This window comes from Bradyrhizobium sp. UFLA05-112, from assembly GCF_053572325.1.
This window is the reverse complement of sequence record NZ_JBANBK010000047.1, coordinates 19,994-46,033: the sequence shown is the minus strand read 5'-3', so window position 1 is coordinate 46,033 and position 26,040 is coordinate 19,994. Positions and strand designations below refer to the sequence as shown.

The 26,040-nt window shown below is 65.9% G+C and carries 19 protein-coding genes; 14 read left to right on the top strand and 5 right to left on the bottom strand.

Annotation, left to right across the window (positions count from 1 at the left end; all coding sequences use genetic code 11):
• Window positions 1–8: 8 nt before the first annotated feature.
• Window positions 9–812, bottom strand: a complete 804-nt coding sequence (locus tag SO180_RS25255) for a HesA/MoeB/ThiF family protein (RefSeq protein WP_449381543.1) — start codon at window positions 810–812, stop codon at window positions 9–11.
• 90 nt (window positions 813–902) lie between these two features.
• Between SO180_RS25255 and SO180_RS25250 the strand changes: the two genes are divergently transcribed.
• Complete coding sequence (locus tag SO180_RS25250) at window positions 903–2,258, top strand: serine protease (protein ID WP_449381542.1); 1,356 nt, start codon at window positions 903–905, stop codon at window positions 2,256–2,258.
• A gap of 383 nt (window positions 2,259–2,641) precedes the next feature.
• Window positions 2,642–3,385 carry a nucleotide-binding protein gene (locus SO180_RS25245; RefSeq protein WP_449381541.1) on the top strand — a complete coding sequence of 248 codons (744 nt, stop codon included), beginning with the start codon at window positions 2,642–2,644 and terminating at the stop codon, window positions 3,383–3,385.
• A 141-nt stretch (window positions 3,386–3,526) separates the two neighbouring features.
• On the opposite strand, the gene mutM is transcribed toward SO180_RS25245, so the two are convergent.
• Window positions 3,527–4,408 (bottom strand): bifunctional DNA-formamidopyrimidine glycosylase/DNA-(apurinic or apyrimidinic site) lyase, encoded by an 882-nt coding sequence (gene mutM, locus SO180_RS25240; protein WP_449381540.1) that lies wholly within the window; start codon window positions 4,406–4,408, stop codon window positions 3,527–3,529.
• 81 nt (window positions 4,409–4,489) lie between these two features.
• Here mutM and ubiE point away from each other — a divergent pair, with 81 nt between their 5' ends.
• The 12 genes from ubiE to SO180_RS25180 all read left to right on the top strand — a co-directional run bounded on the left by ubiE (window position 4,490) and on the right by SO180_RS25180 (window position 22,803).
• The gene (gene ubiE, locus SO180_RS25235; protein ID WP_449381539.1) at window positions 4,490–5,251 is read left to right on the top strand and encodes a bifunctional demethylmenaquinone methyltransferase/2-methoxy-6-polyprenyl-1,4-benzoquinol methylase UbiE; all 762 of its coding nucleotides are present in this window, start codon (window positions 4,490–4,492) and stop codon (window positions 5,249–5,251) included.
• Window positions 5,248–6,822: a 2-polyprenylphenol 6-hydroxylase gene (ubiB, locus tag SO180_RS25230; RefSeq protein WP_449381538.1), complete on the top strand. Its 1,575-nt coding sequence runs from the start codon at window positions 5,248–5,250 to the stop codon at window positions 6,820–6,822. Before ubiE ends, ubiB begins: the two co-directional genes overlap by 4 nt.
• Before the next feature lie 56 nt (window positions 6,823–6,878).
• Window positions 6,879–8,333: a bifunctional phosphopantothenoylcysteine decarboxylase/phosphopantothenate--cysteine ligase CoaBC gene (gene coaBC / locus SO180_RS25225; RefSeq protein ID WP_449381537.1), complete on the top strand. Its 1,455-nt coding sequence runs from the start codon at window positions 6,879–6,881 to the stop codon at window positions 8,331–8,333.
• On the top strand, window positions 8,330–8,788 hold the full coding sequence (gene dut, locus SO180_RS25220) for a dUTP diphosphatase (RefSeq protein ID WP_449381536.1): 459 nt from the start codon (window positions 8,330–8,332) through the stop codon (window positions 8,786–8,788). The genes coaBC and dut overlap by 4 nt, the downstream gene beginning before the upstream one ends.
• 370 nt (window positions 8,789–9,158) lie before the next feature.
• Entirely contained in the window at window positions 9,159–11,663 is a 2,505-nt protein-coding gene (locus SO180_RS25215; protein WP_449381535.1) for a PAS domain-containing sensor histidine kinase, read from the top strand.
• On the top strand, window positions 11,660–13,183 hold the full coding sequence (gene tsaE / locus SO180_RS25210) for a tRNA (adenosine(37)-N6)-threonylcarbamoyltransferase complex ATPase subunit type 1 TsaE (protein ID WP_449381534.1): 1,524 nt from the start codon (window positions 11,660–11,662) through the stop codon (window positions 13,181–13,183). Before SO180_RS25215 ends, tsaE begins: the two co-directional genes overlap by 4 nt.
• Window positions 13,184–13,260: 77 nt before the next feature.
• Window positions 13,261–13,578 (top strand): PilZ domain-containing protein, encoded by a 318-nt coding sequence (locus tag SO180_RS25205; protein ID WP_449381533.1) that lies wholly within the window; start codon window positions 13,261–13,263, stop codon window positions 13,576–13,578.
• A gap of 113 nt (window positions 13,579–13,691) precedes the next feature.
• Window positions 13,692–14,414 (top strand): nucleotidyltransferase family protein, encoded by a 723-nt coding sequence (locus SO180_RS25200; RefSeq protein ID WP_449381532.1) that lies wholly within the window; start codon window positions 13,692–13,694, stop codon window positions 14,412–14,414.
• Between the two features lie 167 nt (window positions 14,415–14,581).
• The gene (addB, locus tag SO180_RS25195; protein ID WP_449381531.1) at window positions 14,582–17,728 is read left to right on the top strand and encodes a double-strand break repair protein AddB; all 3,147 of its coding nucleotides are present in this window, start codon (window positions 14,582–14,584) and stop codon (window positions 17,726–17,728) included.
• Complete coding sequence (gene addA, locus SO180_RS25190; RefSeq protein WP_449381530.1) at window positions 17,722–21,231, top strand: double-strand break repair helicase AddA; 3,510 nt, start codon at window positions 17,722–17,724, stop codon at window positions 21,229–21,231. The genes addB and addA overlap by 7 nt, the downstream gene beginning before the upstream one ends.
• A gap of 64 nt (window positions 21,232–21,295) precedes the next feature.
• Complete coding sequence (gene trxA / locus SO180_RS25185) at window positions 21,296–21,616, top strand: thioredoxin (RefSeq protein ID WP_027528295.1); 321 nt, start codon at window positions 21,296–21,298, stop codon at window positions 21,614–21,616.
• A gap of 143 nt (window positions 21,617–21,759) precedes the next feature.
• A complete protein-coding gene (locus SO180_RS25180) occupies window positions 21,760–22,803 on the top strand; it encodes an ATP-dependent DNA ligase (protein WP_449381560.1) in 1,044 nt (347 codons plus the stop codon).
• On the opposite strand, the gene SO180_RS25175 is transcribed toward SO180_RS25180, so the two are convergent.
• The 3 genes from SO180_RS25175 to accD form a co-directional block, all read right to left on the bottom strand.
• Window positions 22,796–23,536, bottom strand: a complete 741-nt coding sequence (locus tag SO180_RS25175; protein ID WP_449381529.1) for a metallophosphoesterase family protein — start codon at window positions 23,534–23,536, stop codon at window positions 22,796–22,798. The genes SO180_RS25180 and SO180_RS25175 overlap by 8 nt on opposite strands.
• Before the next feature lie 139 nt (window positions 23,537–23,675).
• The gene (locus SO180_RS25170) at window positions 23,676–25,019 is read right to left on the bottom strand and encodes a bifunctional folylpolyglutamate synthase/dihydrofolate synthase (protein WP_449381528.1); all 1,344 of its coding nucleotides are present in this window, start codon (window positions 25,017–25,019) and stop codon (window positions 23,676–23,678) included.
• The gene (accD, locus tag SO180_RS25165; RefSeq protein ID WP_449381527.1) at window positions 25,016–25,957 is read right to left on the bottom strand and encodes an acetyl-CoA carboxylase, carboxyltransferase subunit beta; all 942 of its coding nucleotides are present in this window, start codon (window positions 25,955–25,957) and stop codon (window positions 25,016–25,018) included. Before accD ends, SO180_RS25170 begins: the two co-directional genes overlap by 4 nt.
• Window positions 25,958–26,040: the final 83 nt, after the last annotated feature.

Genomic DNA, 26,040 nt, shown 5'->3' with positions numbered 1-26,040 from the left:
CGCCACCGCTACTCGCGGTGGATGCTCAGATCGTCGAACACGGGTCCATCGCCGTTGAGCGGATTGGCCGGATCGCGCGCGTAGCGCAGCGTCTCGAAACGCATCGCGCGCGCATCCAGCATCAGCAGACGGCCGATCAGGCCCTCGCCAAAGCCGACGATCTCGCGGATCGCTTCCAGCGCCATCATCGAACCGAGCACGCCGGCGAGCGCACCCATCACACCGGCTTCGGAGCAGGCCGGCACGGTGCCGGGCGGCGGCGCCTCCGGGAACAGGCAGCGATAGGTCGGATTGAATTCGCCCTGCTCGTTCTTCTCATGCGCGCGGATGGTCGTCAGCGAACCGTCGAAGGTGCCGAGCGCGGCCGTGATCAGCGGTCTTTTCGCGAAGAAGCAGGCGTCGGAAACCAGATAGCGGGTGGAAAAATTGTCGGAGCCATCGAGCACGAGGTCGTAATCGCCGATCAGGCCGAGCGCGTTGTCGGCATTGAGCCAGGTGGCGTGACCGACGAACCGCACATGCGGATTGAGCGCAGCAATCCGCTCCGCGGCGCTCTCGACCTTGTGCCGTCCGATATCGGGTGTCGTATGGATGACCTGGCGCTGAAGGTTGGAGAGCGAGACGATGTCGTCATCGACCACGCCGAGCGTGCCGATCCCGGCGGCGGCAAGATACATCAGGGCCGGCGCGCCGAGACCGCCGGCGCCGATCACCAGCACAGAAGCCTGCTTCAGGGCGGCCTGCCCCGGTCCGCCGACATCGCGCAGCACGATATGGCGGGCATAGCGTTCGAGTTCGTCGGGACTCAGCACCCTCTTCGCTCCTGAACCACCCCGAGATTGTTTGCGACCAACGAGATGTGCTTCAATGAGCCCACGTTCAATGGCCGGGTTGGATTTGTCATGAGATCGATGCTCGCGGCAACATTTGTGTTGGTGACCGCAGCGACCGCGCACGCGCAAATGACGCCGCCGCTTGCCGGCACCAAGCCGAAGACGGTCCAGACCGTCCCAATCCGCCCCGCATTGCAAACGCCGTCGGAGACCGCGGACGCCATGGCGCAGGCGGAGCGCCTTCTGCTGCAATCCGACCTCGCCTGGGTCGGACAGTATAACGGCGCCATCACCGGCGACGTCAGCGAGCGCATGGTCGGCGCCATCAAGGAATACCAGAAGGCGAATGGCGGCAAGCCGACCGGCGTGCTGAACCCGCAGGAGCGGGCGGCGCTCGCCGAGACGGCGCGCAAGAAGCAGGAGAGCGTCGGCTGGAAGATCGTGATGGAGCCGACCAGCGGCGCGCGGCTCGGCATCCCCGGCAAGCTCGTGCCGCAGCAGGCGACCGATGCCAACGGTTCGAAATGGACCTCGCCGACCGGCACGGTGCAGGTGCTGCTCAGCCGCCGCAAGGAGGCGAACCCGACCACCGCAAAGCTGGCCGAAGTCGAGAAGAAGGAGCCCGCGGGGCGCAAGGTCGATTACACCGTGGTGAAGCCGGACTTCTTCGTTCTGTCGGGGTTGCAGGGCCTGAAGAAGTTTTACGTACGCGGCACCTTCAGGGGTGACGAGGTGCGGATCATGACGATCCTCTACGACCAGGCCATGGAAAACACCGTCGAGCCGGTCGTGATCGCGATGTCGAGCGCCTTCAATGCGTTTCCCTCGGTCCCGCAGGCAGGGCCACCACCGCGGAAAACCGTCGAATATGGTACCGGCATCGTCGTCACCGATGACGGCGCGATCGTCACCGACCGTCTCGTCTCCGACGGCTGCCTTGCGCTCACCATCGGCGGCTACGGCAATGCCGATCGGCTCGCGGAAGACAAGGAGCACGATCTCGCGCTGCTGCACATCTACGGCGCGCGCGGCTTGAAGCCGCTGAATCTGGCGAGCGGCGCCGCCAAGGCGGCTATCGATGTCGTCGGCATCGCCGATCCGCAGAATCAAGGCGGCGCCGCCGCCGTCTCGAGCCTCAAGACGGCGCTGGCTCCGGTCACCGGCGGCGATGCCGCGCTCTCGCCAGCGCCTGCGGTTGGATTTTCCGGCAGTGCCGGGATCGATGGTGACGGCAAGTTTGCCGGCATCGCGCTGCTGAAATCGGCGGTCGTCGCCGGCCCCGCCAACGCGACGCCTGCCGCGCAGGCCGTGATGGTGTCCGCCGATGCCGTACGCGCTTTCCTGAAGATGAACGACGTCACCGCGAATGGCAACTCGACGGATGCAAACGCAGCCGTGGTGCGCGTGATCTGCGTGCGGAAGTAAGTCAGGCGACGACGGACATCTCTTGCCCCGGACAAGGCGCGGCACGAAATGCCGCGGCGCAGTGCCGGGCCCACGCAGCCAAATTCCGAGCACGCAGTTTCTGAGCCCCGGCTCAGCAGCGCATCACTGACGAGCTGCGCGGCGTCCGAAGCACGGGAATCGGCGCAGTTTAAATCGGTACGTACGACTACGGGTTCAGTTTCAGTATTGCTACGGATTCGCCGGAATCCCAGATTCCGCCATCATGGTACCGTTGATTCGGACATCCGCGATCCCCTTTGGATCGGGCCGGGCACGTCCTGAGCGAGAAGAGCTCAGCATCATCAGATGCACGTTCGTGTGGCGTTACCCAGGACCCAGGCACTCCAAAGGATTCATCATCTATGCATACCATCGTACTGGCCACCCAAAAGGGTGGCAGTGGCAAGAGCACCCTTGCCATCGGCCTCGCGCTGGCCGCCCGGCAGGCAGGATTCAGCGTTCGACTGATCGAGACCGACCCGCAGGGCACGCTGTCGAACTGGCAGCGCCGCCGCACCGAGGTTGAGCCCGTGGTCGAACCGATCTACCAGGCCGCCAACATCGAGCCGCGCCTGAAGATGCTGGCGAAGAGCGGCCTGCAGCTCGCGATCGTCGACACCGCAGCCGGCCTCAGCGCCGCGACCACCGCCGCGATTCGCCATTCCGATCTGTGCCTGATCCCGTCCCGGCCGACGGTCGCCGACATCGAGGCAACCACCTCGACGCTGAGCGTCGCCCGCGCCTGGAAACGGCCCTTCGGCTTCGTGCTGAACCAGACGCCGATCCGCGGCCAGCGCATCGACAATGCAGCCAATACGCTCGGCGAGGAAGCCGCGCTCGAGCTCGCCGACGTGCTCGCACGCCCGCTGATCGTGATGCGCAACGATCACCAGGACTCACTTGCCGCCGGCCTCGCCGTCAGCGAATTCGCCCCCGACAGCAAGTCGGCCACCGAGATCCGCGGGCTCTGGCAGTGGATCGAGACCCGGCTCGACCTCGCGACAACGACCAATCTCTTGATCGATCAGGTCATCTCGGCCGCGAACGGGATGGTGCACGCGGCCGCCGAGCTCTCGTCGAACGAGACCGCGACGCTGGTGTCCTGAGCGGGGCATCGCTCAGACGAGCTCCCTGTTCTCCGGTAGCAGGGAGCGCAAGCCGCGAAGCAATCCGGTCACCAGCCCGGCCGGATTGCTTCGCTTAGCCTCTTGAAAGCATCACGGCTTCTCGGCCGCGAGCTTGATCCGCTACTTCTGACATTTCGGGCACCAGAACGTCGATCGTCCGTTCTGGGTGAAGCGCTTCACGATGCCGCCACAGCCCGACGTCTTGCAGGTCTCTCCTTCGCGATCATAGACCTTGAAGGAATGTTGGAAGTAGCCGAGCTCGCCAGAGGTCTGGCGATGATCGCGCAAGCTCGAGCCGCCCGCCTTGATCGCATCGTTGAGCACGGCATGGATCGCGCCGACCAGCCGCCTGGCATGATCGGTCGGCTCCTCCTTTCGCGTGGCGAGCGTGGCGGCGATCCGTCGCGGCGACAGATGCGAGCGATGCAGCGCCTCGCAGACATAGATGTTGCCAAGCCCTGCCACCACGCGCTGGTCGAGCAGCGCGGCCTTCAGGCTGGTCTTCTTGCCGGCGCAGGACTGAGCCAGCATCGCGGCATCGAATTCGTTGCCGAGGGGCTCGGGGCCGAGCCCGCGCAATAGCGGCTCGTCCTCGAGCGCGTTGCGCGCGATCACTTTCATGTAACCGAAGCGGCGCGGATCGTTGAACACGATGTCGGCCCCTGAGGACATGCGAAACAGCACGTGGTCGTGCGTTGAGTCCTTGCCCCTGGGATAGTGAAATTCTCCCGGCAATTTTTCATCATCCGGCTTGATCACACGGAACGAGCCGGACATGCCGAGATGCATCAGCAGCACGTCGCCGGAGGCAAGATCGGCCATGAGATATTTTGCGCGCCGGCCGAGCCCGGTGACCACCTGCCCCTGCAGCCGCGCCACGAAATCCGGCTGAAAGGGAAAGCGCAAATCGGCCCTGCGGGCCTCCGCCTTGACGATTTTTGCACCTTCCATGACGGGCTGGAGGCCGCGGCGGACGGTCTCGACTTCGGGCAATTCAGGCATGGTCAGGCATTCACCTTATGAAGGCGGTGTGATAGCGCCATTGCGGCGGCCGCGCTATGGTCCGCCTCGTGGAGTAGAGTAATGGATCGGCCGGGCGAAACCACGCATTTTGGCTACAGGGACGTCCCCCTGAGCGACAAGCAGACGCTGGTGAACGATGTGTTTCACAGTGTTGCCTCGCGCTATGACCTGATGAACGACCTGATGTCCGGTGGCCTGCACCGGGTCTGGAAGGACATCATGATCAATGCGCTCGATCCGCCCAAGGGCGAGCGGCCTTTCGCGCTGCTCGACGTCGCCGGCGGCACCGGCGATATCTCGTTCCGCGCCGCCAAGGCCGCGGGCCCCGGCTTTCATGCCACGGTCTGCGACATCAACGCCAACATGCTGGCCGTGGGACGCGAGCGTGCCGAGAAGCGGCATCTTGCCTCCCAGGTCGACTTCGTCGAGGGCAATGCCGAAGCACTCGCCTTTGCCGATCGCAGCTTCGACGCATATACGATCGCTTTCGGAATCCGCAACGTGCCGCGGATCGATCTCGCACTCGGCGAGGCCTATCGGGTGCTGAAGCCGGGCAGCCGCTTCCTGTGCCTGGAGTTCTCCACGGTCGAGATGCCCGGGCTCGATCGTCTCTATGACCTGTTCTCGTTCAAGGTGATTCCGCCGCTCGGCCGCATGGTCACGGGCGATGCCGAATCGTATCAGTATCTCGTCGAATCCATCCGCAAATTCCCCAAGCCGAACGCCTTCGCCGACATGCTCCGCGCGGCCGGCTTCTCCCGCGTGAGCTGGCAGACCCTGTCCGGCGGCATCGTCGCATTGCATTCAGGCTGGCGTTTGTGATCTCTGCCATTACCCACATTGCGCGTCTTGCCCGCGCCGCGATCGTGTTCGCGCGCGAGGGCGTGTTCGGCGCCGTCGATCCGAGCCTGGTGCCGCCGCCCGGACAACTCGCCCTGAAGCTTGCCCGCCTCGTCGAACGGCGCGGCCCAAAGCACGGACCGCGACTGTCGCGCGCGCTGACCCGGATGGGCCCGGCCTATCTCAAGCTCGGCCAGTTCCTGGCAACACGCCCGGACGTCGTCGGCGTCGTCATGGCGCGCGACCTCGAAAGCCTCCAGGATCGCCTGCCGCCGTTTTCGCAGGCCGAAGCGGAAACCCAAATCGCGACATCGCTGGAGCGTCCTCTGACGGAGGCGTTCGCGAGCTTTGGCCCGCCCGTTGCCGCGGCCTCGATCGCGCAGGTGCATCGCGGCGAAGTGATGCGCAACGGCGTGCGCAAGGCGGTCGCGATCAAGGTGCTGCGACCCAACGTCGCCGCGCGCTTCCGGCGCGACCTCTCCGATTTCTTCTTCGTCGCGCACAAGGCCGAGACCTATTCGGCCGAAGCGCGCCGCCTGCGCCTCGTCGAGGTCATCAACACCATGTCGCGCTCTGTCGCGATGGAGATGGACCTGCGGCTGGAAGCAGCGGCGCTGTCGGAGATGGCGGAGAACACGCAGGACGATCCGGATTTCCGCGTGCCCACGGTCGATTGGGATCGCACCACGCACAACGTGCTGACAATGGAGTGGATCGACGGCATCGCGCTGAATGACCACGCGCGCCTGAAGGAAGCCAATGTCGACCTGCCCGACCTCGGCCGAAAGATCATCCAGAGCTTTCTGCGCCACGCGCTGCGCGACGGCTTCTTCCACGCCGACATGCATCCGGGAAACATGTTCCTGGACGATGCCGGGCATCTCGTCGCGGTCGATTTCGGCATCATGGGCCGGCTCGGCCTGAAGGAGCGGCGCTTCCTCGCCGAAATCCTGCTCGGCTTCATCACCCGCGACTATCGCCGCGTCGCGGAGGTACATTTCGAGGCGGGCTATGTGCCCTCGCACCATTCGGTCGAGAACTTTGCACAGGCAATCCGCGCCATCGGCGAGCCGATTCACAATCGCACCGCCGAGGAGATCTCGATGGCGCGACTGCTCACGCTGCTGCTCGAGGTCACCGGCCTGTTCGACATGCAGACCAGACCCGAGCTGATCCTGCTCCAGAAGACCATGGTGGTGGTCGAGGGCGTCGCGCGCGGCTTCGATCCCAAGCTCGACATCTGGAAGACCGCCGACCCCGTGGTGCGCGAGTGGATCGCGCACAATCTCGGCCCGGTCGGTCGCATCCAGGGCGCGATGTCCGGTGCCGGCGAGCTCGGCCGGGTGCTGGCGGGACTGCCAGCAATCGCCAGCCGCGCCGTGACAGTGCTTGAGCAGTTGGAAACCATGACCCGCGAAGGCCACATGCTGTCGTCGGACACGATCGAGGAAATGGCCCGAGCGGAGGGGCGCAAAGCCCGGTGGCAGACAGTTGGCCTTTGGGTCATTGCCCTTGCCCTGGTCGGAATCCTGCTCGCCATCCGCGGACATTGATTGCAATGCATTCATGATGTGATAGCATCGCTATCACATCATCGGAGGTCCGCCCCATGGCCAGCCTGACCATCCGCAAGCTCGACGAAGGCATCAAAACCTACTTGCGCCTGCGCTCGGCCAAGAACCATAGGTCGGTCGAAGAAGAGGTCCGGGTCATCCTGCGGGAGCTGATCGAGGGCCGCGAGGAGCCGCTGACACCATTCGCGGTGCCGCCCGTGGCAGCCTTCCCCGCCTCCACATCACCGCGCGCCGGCGCCCTGCCCGAGGCCAGCGTCACCCTGATCATCGGCGGCGGGATCGCAGCCTACAAGTCGCTCGACCTGATCCGTCGGCTCAAGGAGCGGCGCGTCGAGGTCCGCTGCGTGCTAACCAAGGCCGCGCAGCAATTCGTCACGCCGCTGGCGGCAAGCGCGCTGTCCCATGAGCGCGTCTATACCGACCTGTTCGACCCCCAGAGCGAGTTCGACGCCGGCCACATTCGCCTCGCGCGCGACTGCGACCTGATCGTGGTGGCGCCGGCGACCGCCGACCTGATGGCCAAGATGGCATGCGGCCATGCCGACGATCTTGCCAGCGCCATCCTGCTCGCCACCAACCGAAAAATCCTGCTGGCGCCGGCGATGAATCCGCTGATGTGGAATAACGCCGCGACACGCCGCAACGTAGGCTTGCTCCAGCGCGACGGCGTGGTGATGATCGGCCCCAATGCCGGCGAGATGGCCGAAGCAGGCGAGGCCGGCGTCGGCCGGATGTCGGAGGCCGTCGAGATCGCTGCGGCCGCCGAGCGCCTGCTGCGGCCGCCGGTGCCGCGGCCACTCGCGGGCAGGCGCGTGCTGATCACTGCAGGCCCGACGCATGAGCCGATCGATCCGGTGCGCTATATCGCGAACCGTTCCTCCGGCAAGCAGGGCTTTGCCATTGCCGCCGCTGCGCAGGCCGCAGGCGCCGAGGTCATTTTGGTGAGCGGCCCGGTCGACCTCGACGATCCCGATGGCGTCACGGTCAAGCACGTCGAATCAGCCCGACAGATGCTGGAGCATGTGCAGGCCTCACTTCCGGTCGACATCGCCATCTTCGCCGCCGCGGTTGCCGACTGGCGCGTCGCCAATGAGGGCGAGCAGAAGCTGAAGAAGACGTCGGCCGGCATGCCGCCGCTGCAGCTCGTCGAAAATCCCGACATCCTCGCCACGATCTCGAAGCTGACGGACAGGCGCCCGCCGCTGGTGATCGGCTTTGCCGCCGAGACCGAGCACCTCATCGACAACGCCAAGGCCAAGCTCGCGCGCAAGGGCTGCGACTGGATCGTCGCCAACGACGTCTCGCCAGCAACCGGCGTGATGGGCGGCGACCGCAACACCGTGCACCTGCTCAGCCGCAAAAGCGGTGGGGAGGACGGCGAGATTGCAGTTGATTCCTGGCCGGTGATGACCAAGGAACAGGTCGCCACCGAGCTGATCGCGCATGTCGTGAAAAGCGTGGCCGACAAATTCCTGGAGCCCGCATCTTGAGCACGAAGGTCACCGTCGAACTGCAACGCCTGGGTCATGCCGAAGGCCTGCCGCTGCCGGCCTACCAGACGGCCGAGGCCGCCGGTCTCGACCTGATGGCCGCCGTTCTCGAGAGCGAACCTCTGACGCTCGCCTGCGGCAAGCATGCGCTGGTACCGACGGGGCTCGCGATCGCATTGCCGGCCGGGTACGAGGCGCAGGTGCGGCCACGTTCGGGTCTCGCCGCCAAGCACGGTGTCACCGTGCTGAACTCGCCCGGAACGATCGATGCGGACTATCGCGGCGAGATCAAGGTGATCCTGATCAATCACGGCGATACGCCGTTCGTGGTCAAGCGCGGCGAGCGCATCGCGCAGATGGTGATCGCGCCGGTGGTTCAGGCCGCCCTGGTTCCCGTCGCCACGCTGTCGGCGACGGATCGCGGCGCCGGCGGCTTCGGCTCGACCGGACGCTAGTTTCTTCACCTCTCCCGCTTGCGGGAGAGGTCGACGCGCTCGCAGAGCGTGGCGGGTGAGGGCTCTCTCCACACCGGGAGCGCCCCGTTGCGGAGACACCCCCTCCCCAGCCCTCCCCCGCAAGCGGGAGAGGGAGCGCACCTTCATCGTGGCGAGCAATCCACACGGCGCACTAAGGCACGGCAACTCCAGCCGAATCACCCGCAGAGCTACATGAACCTGGAACCGCTTGGCCCGCATTTTTTTGGGGCCACCTTTGCGTTCACGATCTGGACTCTTACCGGTCGAGTCACGAAGGGGATATTGTCTTTTGATTCGCGCGCGGCGGGGGAGATCGCCGAGCGTAAATTCGTGCGGTCTTGGGGCAATTATGTCAGGCGTGATCGTGTCGATGCGTCGGACGCTGCTATCGTGCACGTCATTGGCGCGCAACGGCCTGATCGGCGGCGCTCTCGCGGCGTTGCTTCCGGCTGCGCCGGCGAATGCCGCCGAGCTCATCGACACACTTTCCACATTGCTGGACTTCAACCGGCAGGAGATCGCGGTGCTGGCGACCGCGCTCGCTTTGCTGGGCTTCTCGGTGGTCGCCGCGATCCTGTTGATGCGAATCCGCGTCCGCACGGCGAAGAACGAGGAGCGGTTGCAGACCCGGATCGGGGAACTGCAACTGCAGGCCGACCGCTTCGGCGCGCTGCTGTTCGCCGAGCCGCAGATCCTCATCTCCTGGCCCGCAGGCGATAATCGCGCCCAGATCTCAGGCGACATCTCCATGGTGCTGCCCCGCGATTCCTCGCCGCAGCGCGTGCTGGCGTTTGGAACCTGGCTGCCGCCGGAGCCGGCGCTCCAGATGGATCATGCCGTCGATGCGCTGCGCGAGCATGGCGACGGGTTCCAGCTCAACCTGACCACAGCGAGCGGCCGCACCCTCGAAGCCATCGGCCGCGCCATCGGCGGTCAGGCCATCGTCAGGATTCGCGAACTCTCGGGGCTACGGCGCGAGCTCGCCGAAACCAATCTGCGCCACAAGGCGCTGCTCGACGAGACCGAGATGCTGCGCGGCTTTGCCGCGTCTAGCCCCTGGCCGATCTGGGCCAAGAGCGCGAACGGCGCGCTCGCCTACGCCAACCCGGCCTATGTGCGGGCAACCGAAGCTTTGAGCGTCACCGACGCCCAAGAGCGCAAGCTCGAGCTTTTGGACAGCGCCGACCGCGCCGACATGGAGCGCGGGCTGAAGGACGCCACCAACTTCACCTCTCGCCTGCCAATCGTGATCGGCGGCGAGCGCCGCATCTATGACGTGCGTGCCGTCAATGTCGGCGATGGCAGCGTCGGCGTCGCGATCGACGCCAGCGAAGCGGATGCGCTGAGCTCGGCGCTGGTACGGATGGCGGAGGCGCATCGCCGTACCCTCGATCAGCTCTCCTCTGGCGTTGCCGTGTTCGACGGACAGCGGCGACTTGCCTTCTACAACGACTCCTATCGCCGGCTCTGGGATCTCGACCGCACCTTCCTCGATGCCAATCCCGATGATTCCAGCGTGCTGGACCAGCTCCGCGCCGCGCGAAAACTGCCGGAACAGCCGGACTTCCGCGCCTGGAAGGCCAAGCTGCACGAGGCCTATCGCGCGGTCGAGACCGCCCATGACACCTGGTTCCTACCCGACGGTCGCGCGCTCTCGGTGGTCACCACGCCCAGCCCCGAAGGCGGCGTCACCTACCTGTTCGACGACGTCACCGAGAGTCTTGATCTTGCGCGCCGCTTCGACGGCCTAATCCGCGTGCAGCGCGAGACGCTGGACAGTCTCGCCGAAGGCGTCGCGGTGTTCGGCAGCAATGGCAAGGTCCAGTTGTCGAATCCGGCCTTCGCGCGGATGTGGAAGCTGTCGAACGAGGCGTTGCGCGAGCAGCCGCATATCCAGACCGTTGAGGGCTGGTGCCAGCCGCTGTTCGACGAAGCGAACGTCTGGCGACAGATCCGCGAGGCCATCACCTCGATTGAGAATCGCGCCGATGTGCCGCTGAAGCTGGAGCGCAAGGACGGCAGCGTCGTGAACGGCATGATCCGGCCGCTGCCCGACGGCGCCACCATGCTGACCTTCCAGGACATCACCGACACGGAGAACGTCGAGCGTGCGCTGCGCGAGCGTAACGAGGCGCTGGAAGCCGCCGATCAGATGAAGGTGGATTTCGTCCACCACGTCTCCTACGAGCTGCGCGCCCCGCTCACCACCATCATCGGCTTTGCGCACTTCCTCAGCGATCCCTCGACCGGTCCGCTGACGCCGAAGCAGGCCGAATATCTCGACTACGTCACCAAATCGACCAACGCGCTGCTGGCGCTGACCAACAACATCCTCGATCTTGCGACCATCGACGCTGGCGCGATGAAACTCGAGCTCGGCCCGGTCGACGTCTCCAAGGCGATCGAGCTTGCCGCCGAAGGTATCCAGGACCGGCTCGCCACGGACCGCATCCGCCTCAAGGTCGAGATCGCGCCCAACGTCGGCAGCTTCGTCGGCGACGAGAAGCGCGTAGTGCAGGTACTCTATAACCTGCTCGCCAACGCGGTCGGCTTCTCGTCGCAGGATTCGATCGTCGGCATCAGTGCGCGCCGCACCGAGCGCAGCGTGGTCTTCACCGTGACAGATTCCGGGCCTGGAATACCTGCCGACATGAAGGACAAGGTGTTCAACTGGTTCGAAAGCCGCTCGCAAGGCTCGCGCCATCGCGGCGCCGGTCTCGGCCTGTCGCTGGTGCGCTCCTTCGTCGAGCTGCATGGCGGCAAGGTGCGGGTGGATTCGATCGTCGGCAGGGGCACGACCGTGACCTGCGACTTCCCGACCGACCAGGCGGCGCATCGCGACGCCGCCGAATGACCGCATCAACGACATTCTCCGTCGCGCTTTTCAACGAGACGGCGACTGCGCAGCTCATGGCCGATCTCGCGCTGCTGGTCGGATCCGGCGACGTCATCACACTCTCTGGTGATCTCGGCGCCGGCAAGACCGCGGCCGCGCGGGCCATGATCCGCTATCTCGCCGACGACACGATGTTGGAGGTGCCGAGCCCGACCTTCACGCTGGTGCAGGGTTATGAGCTGCCGCCTTATCCGGTGCTGCATGCCGATCTCTATCGCGTCGAGGACGAAGGCGAGCTCGAGGAGATCGGCCTGTCGCCGCTGCCCGAAGCCACGCTCGTTCTCGTCGAATGGCCGGAGCGCGCGCCGTCCGCCTTGCCTGCTGATCGCATCGATATCGCGCTCACGCATCGGCCGGCACTCGGGTCGACCGCGCGCGCGGCCGACATCACCGGCTACGGCAAGGCTGCAGCGACGGTCGCGCGGCTGAAGGCGCTGCGTGAATTCCTCGACAGGTCCGGCTTCATGGAGTCGACGCGGCGGCGCATGAATGGCGATGCCTCGACCCGCTCCTATGCGCGGTTGCTCCGCGACGACGGCATCGTCATCCTGATGAACTTTCCGCAGCGCCCCGACGGCGCCGCGATCTACAGCGGAAAATCCTACAGCGCCGCGGTGCATCTCGCCGAGAACGTAAAACCCTTCGTCGCGATCGACGAAGGCTTGCGCGCGCAGGGCATCTCCGCGCCTTTCATCCACCATTCCGATCTCGACAATGGCTTCCTGATCACGGAGGACTTTGGCAGCGAGGGCGTGATCGAAGGCGACCCGCCGCGCCCCATTGCCGAACGCTACGAGGTCGCGGCCGACGCACTGGCAGCACTGCACGGCAGGGCGCTGCCGGAGATATTGCCGCTGTCCGGTCACGGCGACTACGCCATTCCCGTCTTCGACACAGAGGCACTCCTGATCGAGATCGGACTGATGCCGGAATGGTACCTCCCCGATCGCGATGCCCCGCTGACCGAGGAGAGACGCGCGGAATTCTTCGCGATGTGGCGCGAGCTGCTCGCAAAGCCATTGGCGGCGCCGAGGACCTGGGTGCTGCGCGACTATCATTCGCCCAACCTGATCTGGCTTGCGGACCGCACGGGCATCGCGCGTCTCGGCGTGATCGACTTCCAGGACACCGTCCTCGGGCCGCGATCCTACGACGTCGTGTCGCTGCTCCAGGACGCCCGCATCGACGTGCCCGAGAGTCTCGAGCTGACGCTGCTGTCGCGCTACATCAAGGCGCGCCGCGCTGGCGATGCCGGCTTCGATCCGGCGGGCTTTGCCGAGCTCTACGCCATCATGTCGGCGCAGCGGAATACGCGCCTGCTCGGCACCTTCGCGCGCCTCAACCGCCGCGACGGCAAGCCGCATTATCTGCGCCATCAGCCGCGGATCTGGACCTATCTTCAGCGCTCGCTGGCCCATCCCTCACTGGCCCATCTGCGCGACTGGTACGTTGCCAACGTTCCGCCGCCGAGAGGCTGATTTACCGGGTGTTAGCCATCGCAGCCGTAATCTCGCCTGCTGGAGGCCGCAAAGACACAGGTCGGAAGCGAGGACGCATGGCAGCGAGCACCGAACGACGCAAAGGCGACCGCGTCGTCTTCGAGCGCGGGATACCTGCCCATATGATGGGGATCGACGGAACCTGGCGGCGCGACTGCACCATGGAAGACGTCTCCGAGACCGGCGCCAAGCTCACCATCGAGGGCTCGGTCGAGGGCCTGCACCTCAAGGAATTTTTTCTACTGTCGTCGTCGACCGGATTGGCCTACCGGCGCTGCGAGCTTGCCTGGGTCAATGGCGACCAGATCGGCGTCAACTTCCTCAAGCAGGGCGACAAGAGGAAAAAGGCGCGGTCCACATCCGCGGGAGCTTGATTGCAACACCCGTCGTACAAACGTCATCCCAGGTGATTATGGCGGTTTGGCCGGCTGATCCGCGTGCTAGGATTGCTGGGGCCGCGAAATTGAGGTTTTCGAGAAAGTCAGGCATGCCCGTCAAACCGACCAAAGCCATGGTGCTCGCAGCCGGCCTCGGCCTGCGCATGCGCCCCCTGACGGAGAAGATGCCGAAACCGCTGGTGAGCGTCGCAGGCCAGCCGCTGCTCGACCACGTGCTCGACAAGCTCGGCCAGGCCGGCGTCGACGAAGCCGTGGTCAACGTGCACTATTTGCCGGACCAGATCATCGACCACGTCGCCGGCCGCAAGCAGCCGCGCGTGATCATCTCGGACGAGCGCGACCAGGTGCTCGGCACCGGCGGCGGCGTGGTCAAGGCGCTGCCGCTGCTGGGCGATGCCCCCTTCTTCCACGTCAACTCCGACACGCTCTGGATCGACGGCGTGCGCTCCAACCTGGAGCGGCTTGCGGAGAATTTCGACCCGGCGCGGATGGACATCCTGTTGTTGATGGCGCCGACCGCGAGCAGCATCGGCTATAGCGGCCGCGGCGACTACTCGATGCTGCCGGACGGTACCTTGCGGGCCCGCCGCGAGAACCAGGTGGTGCCGTTCGTCTATGCGGGTGCGGCCATCATCTCGCCGACGATCTTCGCCGGCGCACCCAAGGGCGGGTTCTCGCTGACGAAAATGTTCGATCGCGCCGGCGAGCAGGAGCGGCTGTTCGGCCTCCGCCTCGACGGCCTGTGGATGCACGTCGGCACCCCCGATGCCGTGCACGCCGCCGAAGAGGCGTTTCTGGAGAGCGTGGCTTAAGGCCCACGGTCGACTTCGTAGGAGGCAAAGCGCAGCGTGCCCACCTCTTCCATCAAACGATCGGACTCGGAAGTGGTGGGCACGGCGCAAGCGCGCCTTTGCCCACCCTACCAAGTGCTGCTAACAGCGGACCATGATGCATCCTGCGTCGGCGAATCAGGCAGCTCATGCGCGTCTTCACCGTTCCAGTTTCGGTTCCCTTCCTGCGTACGGTCGTCGCCGCGCTGCTCGACGGCCGGCTGGTCGATGGCTTTGAGGCGCGCAGCGAACCGGCGCGGCTGGCGGACGCCACGCTCTATCTGCCGACGCGGCGCGCGATGCGCGTTGTGCGCGAGATCTTCCTGGAGGAAATGAAGGCGGACGCGGTGGTGTTGCCGCGCATCGTCGCCCTCGGCGATATCGACGAGGACGAACTCGCTTTTGCCGACGAGGCCGAGCAGTTTTCCGGCACAACACCGCTCGACATTCCGCCGCGCCTTGGCGAGCTCGAACGCAGGCTGACGCTGGCCCGGCTGGTGGCGGCCTGGGCCAAAGGCGAGGTGTTGGCGCCGCTGGTGGTCGGCGGCCCCGCCTCGACGCTGGCGCTCGCCTCGGATCTTGCGCGCCTCATCGACGACATGGTGACGCGCGGCGTCGACTGGAGCGCGCTCGACGGACTCATTCCCGACCAGCTCGATCAATACTGGCAACATTCGCTTCAGTTCCTGCGCATCGCGCGCGAGGCCTGGCCGAGCCATCTCGCCGAGATCAACCGGATCGAACCCGCGGCGCGGCGCGATCAACTGATCGCCGCAGAGGCAAAGCGGCTGACCGCGCATCGCACAGGACCCGTGATCGCAGCGGGCTCGACCGGTTCGATGCCGGCCACCGCCAAATTCCTGCACGCGGTTGCTTCGCTCCCGCATGGCGCAGTGGTGCTGCCGGGACTCGACACCGATCTCGACGAGGACGCCTGGAGAACCATCGGCGGCGTGCGCGATGCGCTGGGCCAGTTCGCGGAACATCCCGCCTCCAATCATCCGCAATATGCCATGCACGCGCTGCTGCAGCGCTTCGGCATCAAGCGCAGCGACGTCGATATCCTCCAACCGCCGGCGGAAGGCGGACGCGATCTCCTCGCTTCCGAAGTGATGCGGCCGTCAAGCGCGACCGAGAGGTGGCACGACCGGCTGAAGCAGCGCGATGTCGCCGGCAAGATCGCCGCCGGCATGAAAGGGCTCGCCGTCGTCGAGGCGCCCAATCCCGAGATGGAAGCGCTCGCGATTGCGATTGCGATGCGCGAGGCGCGGCATCTCGACAAATCCGCCGCGCTGGTGACACCGGATCGCGCGCTCGCGCGGCGGGTGATGGCGGCGCTCGCGCGCTGGGATCTCGCCTTCGACGATTCCGGCGGCGACGTGCTGATGGAAACCTCCGCCGGCACGTTTGCGCGCCTTGCGGCGGAAGTTGCGACCAAGGGCCTGGAGCCGCCGACCTTGCTTGCGCTGCTGAAGCATCCGCTGTGCCGGCTCGGCGCGGTGCCCGGTGCGTGGACGGCCGCAATCGAGGGCTTGGAGCTCGCGGTGTTGCGCGGCACCCGCCCGCCGCCCGGCACGGCGGGGCTCTCGCGCGAGTTCACCCGCTTCCGCGATGAGCTTGGAAAACTCTGGCGGAGCGAGGTCTCCGCTCTGCATCGAAATGAGCCCCGCGCACGGCTGAAGGCCGAAAACCTCGATCGTATCCAGGCACTGATCGCGGCGTTGCAGGCGGCGCTGGCGCCGATCGAGAGTCTGGCATCGTCAAAACCTCACGATTTCGCCGAGCTCGCGCATCGCCATCGCGAGATCCTGATCGCGCTGTCGCGCGACGAGCAGGGCATCGCGCTTGCGTTCGAGGATCGCGAAGGGTTGGCGCTCGCCGCCGCCTTCGACGATCTCCTGCGCGGCGGCACGACGAGCGGGCTGGTGGTTCCGCTGCCAGACTATGCCGACGTGTTCCAGACCGCGTTCGGCGACCGCGCGGTGCGGCGGCCGGACAAGCCCGGCGCGCGGCTCCAGATCTATGGTCCTCTGGAATCGCGCCTGATGCAGGCCGACCGCATCATCGTCGGCGGGCTTATCGAAGGCGTGTGGCCACCCTCGCCGCGCATCGATCCCTGGCTCAGCCGCCCGATGCGGCACGAGCTCGGTCTCGATCTGCCGGAGCGCCGCATCGGCCTCTCCGCGCATGACTTCGCGCAGCTGCTCGGCGCCGACGAGGTGATCCTGACCCATTCCGCCAAGGCCGGCGGCGCGCCGGCGGTGGCCTCGCGCTTCCTGCACCGGCTGGAAGCGGTCGCGGGCGACGAGCATTGGAAGGCGGCAAAACGCGCAGGTGAAAAATATGTCCTGTTCGCGAGCGCGCTGGATCAGCCCGACGAGGTCAAGCCGATCAAGCAGCCCGAGCCGCGGCCGCCGCGCGCAACGCGGCCGCTGAAGCTGTCGGTCACCGCGATCGAGGATTGGCTGCGCGATCCCTACACGATCTACGCAAAATACATTTTGCGGCTCGACGCGCTCGATCCCGTCGACATGCCGCTCTCCGCTGCCGACCGCGGCTCTGCCATCCACGATGCCCTGGGCGAGTTCACGGAAGTCTATGCCGCCCGCTTGCCGCAGGATCCGGTGCGTGTCCTGCGTGCGATCGGCGAAAAGCATTTTGCGCCGCTGATGGAGCGCCCGGAAGCGCGGGCGTTGTGGTGGCCGCGTTTCCAGCGTATCGCACGCTGGTTTGGCGAATGGGAGCAGGCGCGGCGCGACGCGATCGAGGCGATCGCCGCCGAGACCCGCGGCGAGATATCAATCCCGCTCGACAATGAGCGCACGTTTTATCTCTCCGCGCGCGCCGATCGCATCGAGCAGCGCCAGGGCGGCGGTTACGCGATCCTCGACTACAAGACCGGCCAGCCGCCGACCGGCAAGCAGGTGCGCATGGGATTGTCGCCGCAGCTCACGCTGGAAGCGGCGATCCTGCGCGAGGGCGGTTTTCCCGACATCGACGCCGGCTCATCCGTCAGCCAGCTCGTTTACGTTCGGCTGAGCGGCAACAATCCGCCGGGCGAGGAGCGCATCCTGGAGCTCAAGATCAAGCCGAGTGACACACCGCAGCCGCCGGACACCGCAGCCACGGAAGCGCGAAACAAGCTGGAAGCGCTGATCCGCGCCTTCGAGGACGAGAACCAGGCCTACACCTCGTTGAACCTGCCGATGTGGACCAACCGCTACGGCAGCTATGACGATCTCGCACGTATCAAGGAATGGTCCGCCGCCGGCGGCTTAGGGATCGAGGAATGGTGAAGGCGCCGCGCCCCATCCCTGATGCCGTGCGCGCGACGCAGGCGCGCGCCACCGACCCGAACGCATCGGCCTTCGTGTCGGCCAATGCCGGCTCGGGCAAGACGCATGTGCTGGTGCAGCGGGTCATCCGCCTGTTGCTGTCGGGCGTGCCTCCGGAAAAGATCCTCTGCATCACCTTCACCAAGGCGGCAGCCGCCAACATGGCCGAGCGCGTGTTCACGACGCTCGGCCATTGGGTGACGCTGGATGACACAGCGCTTGACGATGCGATCCGCGCCGCCGGGATCCCCTATCCCACCGCAAAGCTGCGTCGTGAGGCGCGAAAGCTGTTCGCCTGTGCACTGGAGACGCCGGGCGGCTTGAAGGTGCAGACCATCCACGCGCTGTGCACCCGACTGCTCCAGCAGTTCCCGTTCGAGGCCAACGTGCCGGCACGCTTCGCCGTGATCGACGAGCGCGACCAGACCGACATGATGGAGCGCGCCAATCTGAAGGTGCTGCTGGAGGCCGCGCGCGATCCTGATAGCGTCACCGGCCGCGCCTTGCTCACGGCGATGGCGCACGCCGCGGACGTCACGTTCAAGGAGGTTGTGCGTGAAGCCTGCCTCAGCCGCGATCACTTCATGGCCTGGACCGATGCGGCCGGCAGCGCCGAGGCAGCTGCCGCGGAGATGGCGGCGGTGCTGGGCGTCGATGCCGCTGACCGCATGGAAGACCTCGAGCTTGAAATTCTCGATGGCCCCTTCCTGCCGCGATCGCGCTGGGACGACATCGCCTTTGCGCTGGAGGACGGCAGCAAGTCCGATAACGGCCAGGCAGAGCGGCTGCGTGCGGCAAAAGTGTTTTCCGGCAGCGCGCAGGTCGATGCCTATCTCAGCGTCTTCCTTACCGACGAGAAGCTGCCACGCAAGGCCGTGCTGACCAGGAAGTTCGGCGATCACAACCCCTCCGTCGCGCGCCTGTTCGAGGCCGAGGCGCTGCGCCTCGGCGCATTGATCGAGAAGCGCCGCGCGGTCACCGTGCGCGACCGCACCGAGGCTCTCCTGCACATTGCGACCGCCGCGGCGGCGAACTACCGCCGCGAAAAGCAGGAGCGCGGGCTGCTCGACTACGACGACCTCATCGACAAGACGCTGACGATGCTGAACCGCATCAGCTCGGGCTGGGTGCACTACAAGCTCGACCGCGGCGTCGATCATGTGCTGATCGACGAGGCGCAGGACACGAGCCCGCGGCAATGGGACATCGTCGCGCACATCATCTCCGAGTTCACCGCCGGCGAGGGCGCGCGTGAGGGCCTCAACCGGACCATCTTCGCCGTCGGCGACGAGAAGCAGTCGATCTTCTCGTTCCAGGGCGCCGCGCCGCACGAATTCGACGCGCGCCGGCGCGAGCTGCACCGCAAATTCACCGCAGCCGGGCTGAAATTCGATCCCGTCGCGTTCACCTATTCATTTCGCTCGGGCGCCACGATCCTGCACTCGGTCGACCGCGTGTTCCGCGAGCCGGACATCTACAAGAGCATCCACGCGATCGAGATCGGCCATCCCCTGCACAATGCGCTCAGCGATGCCGGCCCGAGCCTGATCGAGCTTTGGGACCTTGCGGAAGCCGACGACAGGCAGGACATCGAAGGCTGGCGCGCGCCATTCGACGGCGTTTCCGTCACCAGCCCCGAGGTGAAGCTCGCCCGCCGCATCCAGGCCGAGATCAAGCGTCTGGTGGAGAGTGGCACGCTGACGGGTCACGAAGGTGAGCGGCGGCCGCTGCGCTATGGCGACATGCTGATCCTGGTGCGGCGGCGCGGCAACGCGTTCGACGCGGTGATCCAGGCGCTGAAGCACGCCGGCATCCCCGTCGCCGGCGCCGACCGGTTGAAGCTGACCGAGCACATCGCGATCATCGATTTGATGAACCTCGCCGATGCGCTGCTCCTGCCACAGGATGATCTTGCGCTCGCGGTGGCGCTGAAGAGCCCGCTGTTCGGCCTCGACGATGACGACCTGTTTGCACTCGCCTGGGACCGTAAGGGATCGCTGCGCCGTGCGCTGGCCGAGCACGCGCGGACAAGCGAGAAATTCACAGCCGTGCAGCGCCGGCTGGAAGCCTGCGACGTCCACGCGCGCAATGAGACGCCGTTCGCATTCTATGCCTGGCTGCTTGGCGGCGACGAAGGCCGCGCGCGCATCCTGCGCCGGCTCGGCTTTGAAGCCAACGATGCGCTCGACGAATTCTTGGAGCTCGCGCTCAACTACGAGCGCAAGGCGCCGGCCTCGCTGCAAGGTTTCATGGCCTGGCTGCGCTCGGCCGACACCGAGGTGAAGCGCGACATGGAGATCTCGCGCGACGAGGTCCGCGTCATGACCGTGCACGGCGCCAAGGGTCTGGAAGCCTCCGTGGTGTTCATGGTCGACACCACGTCCTCGCCCGCGGACACGCAGCGCCTGCGCCTGATCCATGTGCCGCGCGGCAATGGCAGTGAGGTCGTGGTCTGGGCCGGGCGGAAGGCGGACGATCCGAAACCCGTCATCGACGCGCGCAAGGCGATGCTCGAGGAGACCGAGGACGAATATCGCCGCCTGCTCTATGTCGCAATGACGCGCGCGGCCGACCGGCTGATCGTCGGCGGCTGCATGCCCGGTAACATGAACACGGTGCGCAAGCTCTGCTGGTACGACCTCGTCGACAAGGGCCTCGCCGGTTCCGGCCTTGAGAAGCAGACGATGGAGACGCCGCTTGGAAAGGTGACCCGCTTTGCCCGTCGGGAGGACGTCGCGCCGCTGGGCACGCCTGCGACCTCCGTTGACGAGACAATCGCGCTGCCGGACTGGCTGCGTACCCCAGCGCCGAAAGAAATCCTCGATGACGATCCGCTGCGCCCCTCGGGCCAAGCCGCCGAGGGAGGCCGCGCTGTCCGGACAGGCGAATCGGTCCAGTCCCGGGCCCTTGCATTGCAGCGCGGTACGCTGGTGCACCGGCTGCTGCAATCCCTGCCCGACATCGCCACCGACCGCCGGCGCGAGGCCGCGCTCGGCTTCATGGCGCGCAACGCCGCGGACTGGCCGGAGGCCGACCGCGTGGCGCTGGCCGACAAGGTGCTCGCCTTGATCGCCGCACCGCGTTTTGCCGCCGTGTTTGCCGCCGGCAGCCGCGCCGAGGTCGCCATCGTCGGCCGGCTGGACCGATCCGGCCGGCCGCCAGCGCTGGTGTCGGGCCAGATCGACCGGCTGGTGGTAACCCCCAGGGAGGTCCTGATCGTCGATTTCAAGACCAATCAGGTGGCGCCGAAGAGCGCCGCGGAGGCGCCGGCGGCTTATGTCCGCCAACTCGCGCTGTACCGGGCCGTGCTCTCCTCCCTTTATCCCCAAACGCCGGTCAGAGCGGTCCTGCTCTGGACCGAGACCCTTGAATATATGGAGATTTCCGCTCCCGCGCTGGACGCGGCGCTGGCATCCCTTCATGTCGGCGTGAGCATCCTTGACCCGGCAAGGCGCCGTTCATAGGTTGACGCCATGATCTCGGGCGCGATTCCCGTCGCGCCCTTCTCTCATTGTGCGAGGTATCCCCATGGCCGTTGGTAAGGTTTCTGATTCCGATTTCGAAGCCGAAGTGCTCAAGGCGAACGGCCCGGTGGTCGTCGATTTCTGGGCCGAATGGTGCGGCCCCTGCCGCATGATCGCCCCCGCGCTCGACGAGATCGCCGGCGCGATGGGCGACAAGGTCAAGATCGTCAAGCTCAACGTCGACGAGAGCCCGAAGACCGCGTCGAAGTACGGCGTGATGTCGATCCCGACCCTGATGATCTTCAAGGGCGGCGAGATGGCCTCGCGCCAGGTCGGCGCAGCACCGAAGGCAAAGCTGCAGCAGTGGATCACCGCTGCGGTCTGATCCGTTTTCGCGACGATTATTTTCGACAACGGCCGGCGAAATGCCGGCCGTTTTGCGTTGGGAGGCATGTCCTGAGTTGACGAGGCCCGCTCTTGCCTGCCCCTCCCGGAAAACGCGCGCACAGATCCACCTCACTCGTTGCCATGGAGGCACGCTCGGTCGATGCTATCCCGCGCGGACGGGAATGGCAGTACGAGCCGAAATGGGATGGCTTTCGCTGCCTGCTTTCGCGCGATGGCAAGAGTGTCGATCTTCGCTCCAAGTCCGGTGAGGATCTCGCGCGCTATTTTCCCGAGCTCGTTGCCGCCGCACTGAAGCTCAAGGCGCGCAGCTTCGTGCTCGACGGCGAGATCGTCGTGCTGCAGGGCAAGGGCTTTTCCTTTGACGCGCTGCTGCAACGAATTCATCCCGCCGCGAGCCGGGTCAAGAAGCTCTCTCAGGACACGCCGGCGCTCTTTCTCGCGTTCGATCTGCTGAAAAGCGTCAAAGACAAGCAGCTTGCAGGGAAGCCACTGAGCGAACGAAGGCCGGCGCTGGAAGCTTTCGCGAAAATCAGTTTCCGGAACGGTGCGAACTTCCGTCTCTCACCGGTTACGTTGAGCCCTGCCACCGCGCAAAAATGGCTGGCACGATCCGGCGGCGGCTCGGACGGCGTCATCGCCAAGCGCGTCGACCTGCCCTATCAGGCCGGAACGCGCGACGGCATGCAGAAGATCAAGCGATTTCGCAGCGCGGATTGCGTGGTCGGCGGCTTCCGCTATGCGACCAACAGGATCGCCGGCCGCAAGGTGGTCGGCTCGCTGCTGCTCGGGCTCTATGACGACAAGGGCCTCCTGCACCATGTCGGCTTCACCTCGGCGATGAAGCAGGGGGAGAAGCCGGCGCTGACCGAGAAGCTGGAAGCGCTGATCGGCGAGCCCGGCTTCACCGGCAACGCGCCGGGCGGTCCAAGCCGGTGGTCCACCGAACGCTCGGCGAAATGGTGCCCACTCAAGCCGAAGCTGGTTGTGGAGGTTTGCTACGACCATTTCAGCGGCGAACGCTTTCGCCACGGCACCTCGATCCAGCGCTGGCGACCCGACAAGGCACCGCGGCAATGCACCTTCGTGCAGCTGAAGCAGAAGGTGGCGGATCCCATGAAGATGCTGAAGCAGGCCCCGCCCGGTACGGCGAAGATGTCTATCTGATCCACCCCGTCGCGAGCGCGTTCGCGAGCTCACCCTGACCGTTGCGCCGCGCAAGCGCGGCCATCGCCTCGTGATCGTAAGCGATGTGGCGGAACGTCATCTGCCACGCACCGTTCACCAGCTCGAGGATCGCATAGCGCGCGTGCGGCGTGCCGGCCTCGACGAGGTGCGGATACGGATGCTCATCGCGATAGCCGGGGCTGCCGACGCTGCCGGGATTGACGATCGTCCGACCGTCACGTAGCCGCACGGCGCGCGCAAGATGCGTGTGCGCGCAGAGGATCAGGGATTGCGCGATGCCGTGCGCGAGCTGCTCGATGCGATCCAGCGGCGACATCGCAACGGTCCCATCGGAATGAACGGTATCGAGCCAATAGACCTCGTCGTCCTCCGGCGTCGCGTGGCAGAGGAACACCTGGTCACGAAACACGCGCGTCATCGGCTGCGCGCGTAGCCAGTCAAGATGAGAACCGTCTAGCTGCCCATGGGCGGGACGATCCCATGAGCCCATCTTCTCCGGAGGACGGTCGAGCAGATAGCGATCGTGGTTGCCGAGTACGTGCACGGCGTCCAGAGACATCAGGATATCGATCGTCCGTCGTGCATCGAGCGGCCCGCTCAGCATGTCGCCGAGATTGACGATGTCCTTGATGCCGTGTGCACGGATATCGGCCAGCACCGCCTCCAGCGCGAGATAGTTTCCATGGACGTCGGCAATCGCGGCAAAACGCATCGTCGTTCCCAATCTCGTGCCCCGGACGCAGCGCAGCACGTAGTGATGCGCTGCAGAGCCGGGGCCCACAAAACAAGCACTGGGTCCCGGCTCTGCGTCGCGTCATGACATGCCGCGCCGCGTCCGGGACACGAGAGTTTCATGCAGGAGGCGTGCCGTTGATGTCGAGCACGTGACCGGCGAGGTAAAGCGAGCCGGTGATCAGGATGCGCGGCGGCACGTCATGGGCGAGCCGTGACAGCGCGCGCAGCGCGGCCTCGACGCCGGGCGCGATCTCGACGCGCATGCCAAAGCTGCGCGCGGCATCCGCAAGCCGGTCGACCGGCATGGCGTTCTCGGTTTCCGGGATCGGCACCGCGATGATGTGGCGGGTAAGGCCGGCGAAATTGGCCAGAAACCCCTGCGCGTCCTTGTTGGCCATCATCCCGGCAATCACGACCAGGGGACGCGACACCCGCTCCTCGAGATCGCCGAGCGCGGCGGCCGCGACGCGGCCGCCCTCCGCGTTGTGTCCGCCATCGAGCCAGATCTCGGAGCCCCGTGGTCCCCAGCCGAGCAGCGCTCCGGAGGTGATCCGCTGCATCCGCGCCGGCCATTCGGCACCGAGGATTCCGGCTTCGAACGCCGCATGAGGTATCTTGAAGGCGCTCAACGCGCGCAGCGTCGCGATCGCAAGGCCGGCATTGTCGAACTGGTGACGGCCGAACAGGCGCGGCGCCGCAAGATCCATCAGACCGCGATCGTCGGAATAGACGAGACGTCCGTGCTCGACATTGACGTGCCAGCCCTCGTTTGCAGCAAACAGCGGCGCACGCATGCGCTTGGCCTGCGCTTCGATCACCGCCGTCGCCTCGCCCGTCTGCTCGGCCGATATCACGGGCACGCCTCGCTTGATGATCCCTGCTTTCTCGCCGGCAATCGCGCTCAAGCTATCCCCGAGGAAATCCATGTGGTCCATGCTGATCGGCGTGATCACGGAGGCCGCGGGCGTATCGATCACGTTGGTCGAATCGAGTCGTCCGCCGAGGCCGACTTCGAGCAGCACCACATCGGCCGGATTTTGCGCGAACAAGTGAAAGGCGGCGGCGGTCTTGAGCTCGAACACGGTCGCGGCCTCGCCGGCATTGACGCGCTCGACCTCCTCAAGCGCGGCACGCAGCTCGTCGTCACCGACCAGCACGCCGCCATTGAGGCGGCCGAGCCGGAAGCATTCGTTGATCCGGACCAGATACGGCGAGGTATAGGCGTGAACGCGCAGGTTTGCTGCTTCGAGCGTTGCGCGGAGATAGGCAAGCGTCGAGCCCTTGCCGTTGGTGCCGGCAATGTGGATTACCGGCGGCAGCTTGCGCTCGGGATGGCCGAGCCGCTCGAGCAGGCGATGCATCCGCTCGAGCCCGAGATCGATACGCTTTTGATGCAGTGCCGAGAGCCGCTCGACTACAGCACCGAGCGACGGCTTTGCGCTGTCAGCGGAGGCGTTCACGCGTGCGGTGCGGCCGGCGCCACTTCGGGGGCCGATACGATCTGCGCCGCGCTCGTCACCGGCTGCGCTGATTTCGACACGACCTCGAGTGCCGGCGACCTGGTCAGGAGGCGGCAGAGTCGCGCCAGGGTGGGGCGCAGGTCGTGACGGTGCACGACCATGTCGACCATGCCGTGCTCCTTCAGGTACTCGGCGCGCTGGAAACCTTCGGGGAGCTTCTCGCGGATGGTCTGCTCGATGACACGGGCGCCGGCAAAGCCGATCAGCGCACCCGGCTCGGCGATCTGCACGTCGCCGAGCATCGCATAGGACGCGGTGACGCCGCCGGTGGTCGGGTTGGTCAGCACCACGATGTAGGGCTGCCTGGCTTCGCGCAGCATCTGCACGGCGACAGTCGTGCGCGGCATCTGCATCAGCGACAAGATGCCTTCCTGCATGCGGGCGCCGCCCGAGGCTGCGAACACGATGAACGGCGACTTCTTCTCGACCGCGAGCTCGAGCCCGCGCACGATGGCTTCGCCCGCGGCCATGCCGAGCGAGCCGCCCATGAAGTCAAAGTCCTGCACGGCGATGACGACGGCGGCGCCTTCGAGCTTGCCGTAGCCGACCTTGATCGCATCGTTCAGATTGGTGCGGGCGCGCGCATCCTTGATGCGATCGGCATATTTCTTTTCGTCGCGGAATTTCAGCGGATCGGGGGCGACCTCCGGCAGAGCGACGTCGAACCAGGTCTCGTTGTCGAAGATCGACTTGAGCCGCGCCACCGCGCCCATGCGCATGTGATAGTTCGAGCCGGGGATGACGAACTGGTTGGCCTCGACGTCCTTGTAGAACACGAGCTGCCCGGAATCCGGGCATTTGATCCACAAATTCTCCGGCGTCTCCCGCCGCAGCATGTTGCGGATTTTCGGCCGGACCACATTGGTGAGCCAGTTCATGGTTTGCTCCGATTAGCCATCCCGCCCTGGGATGGCTTGAAGAGATATATGGCGGCCGGGACTTTCCCCGGCAAGCCGCTATG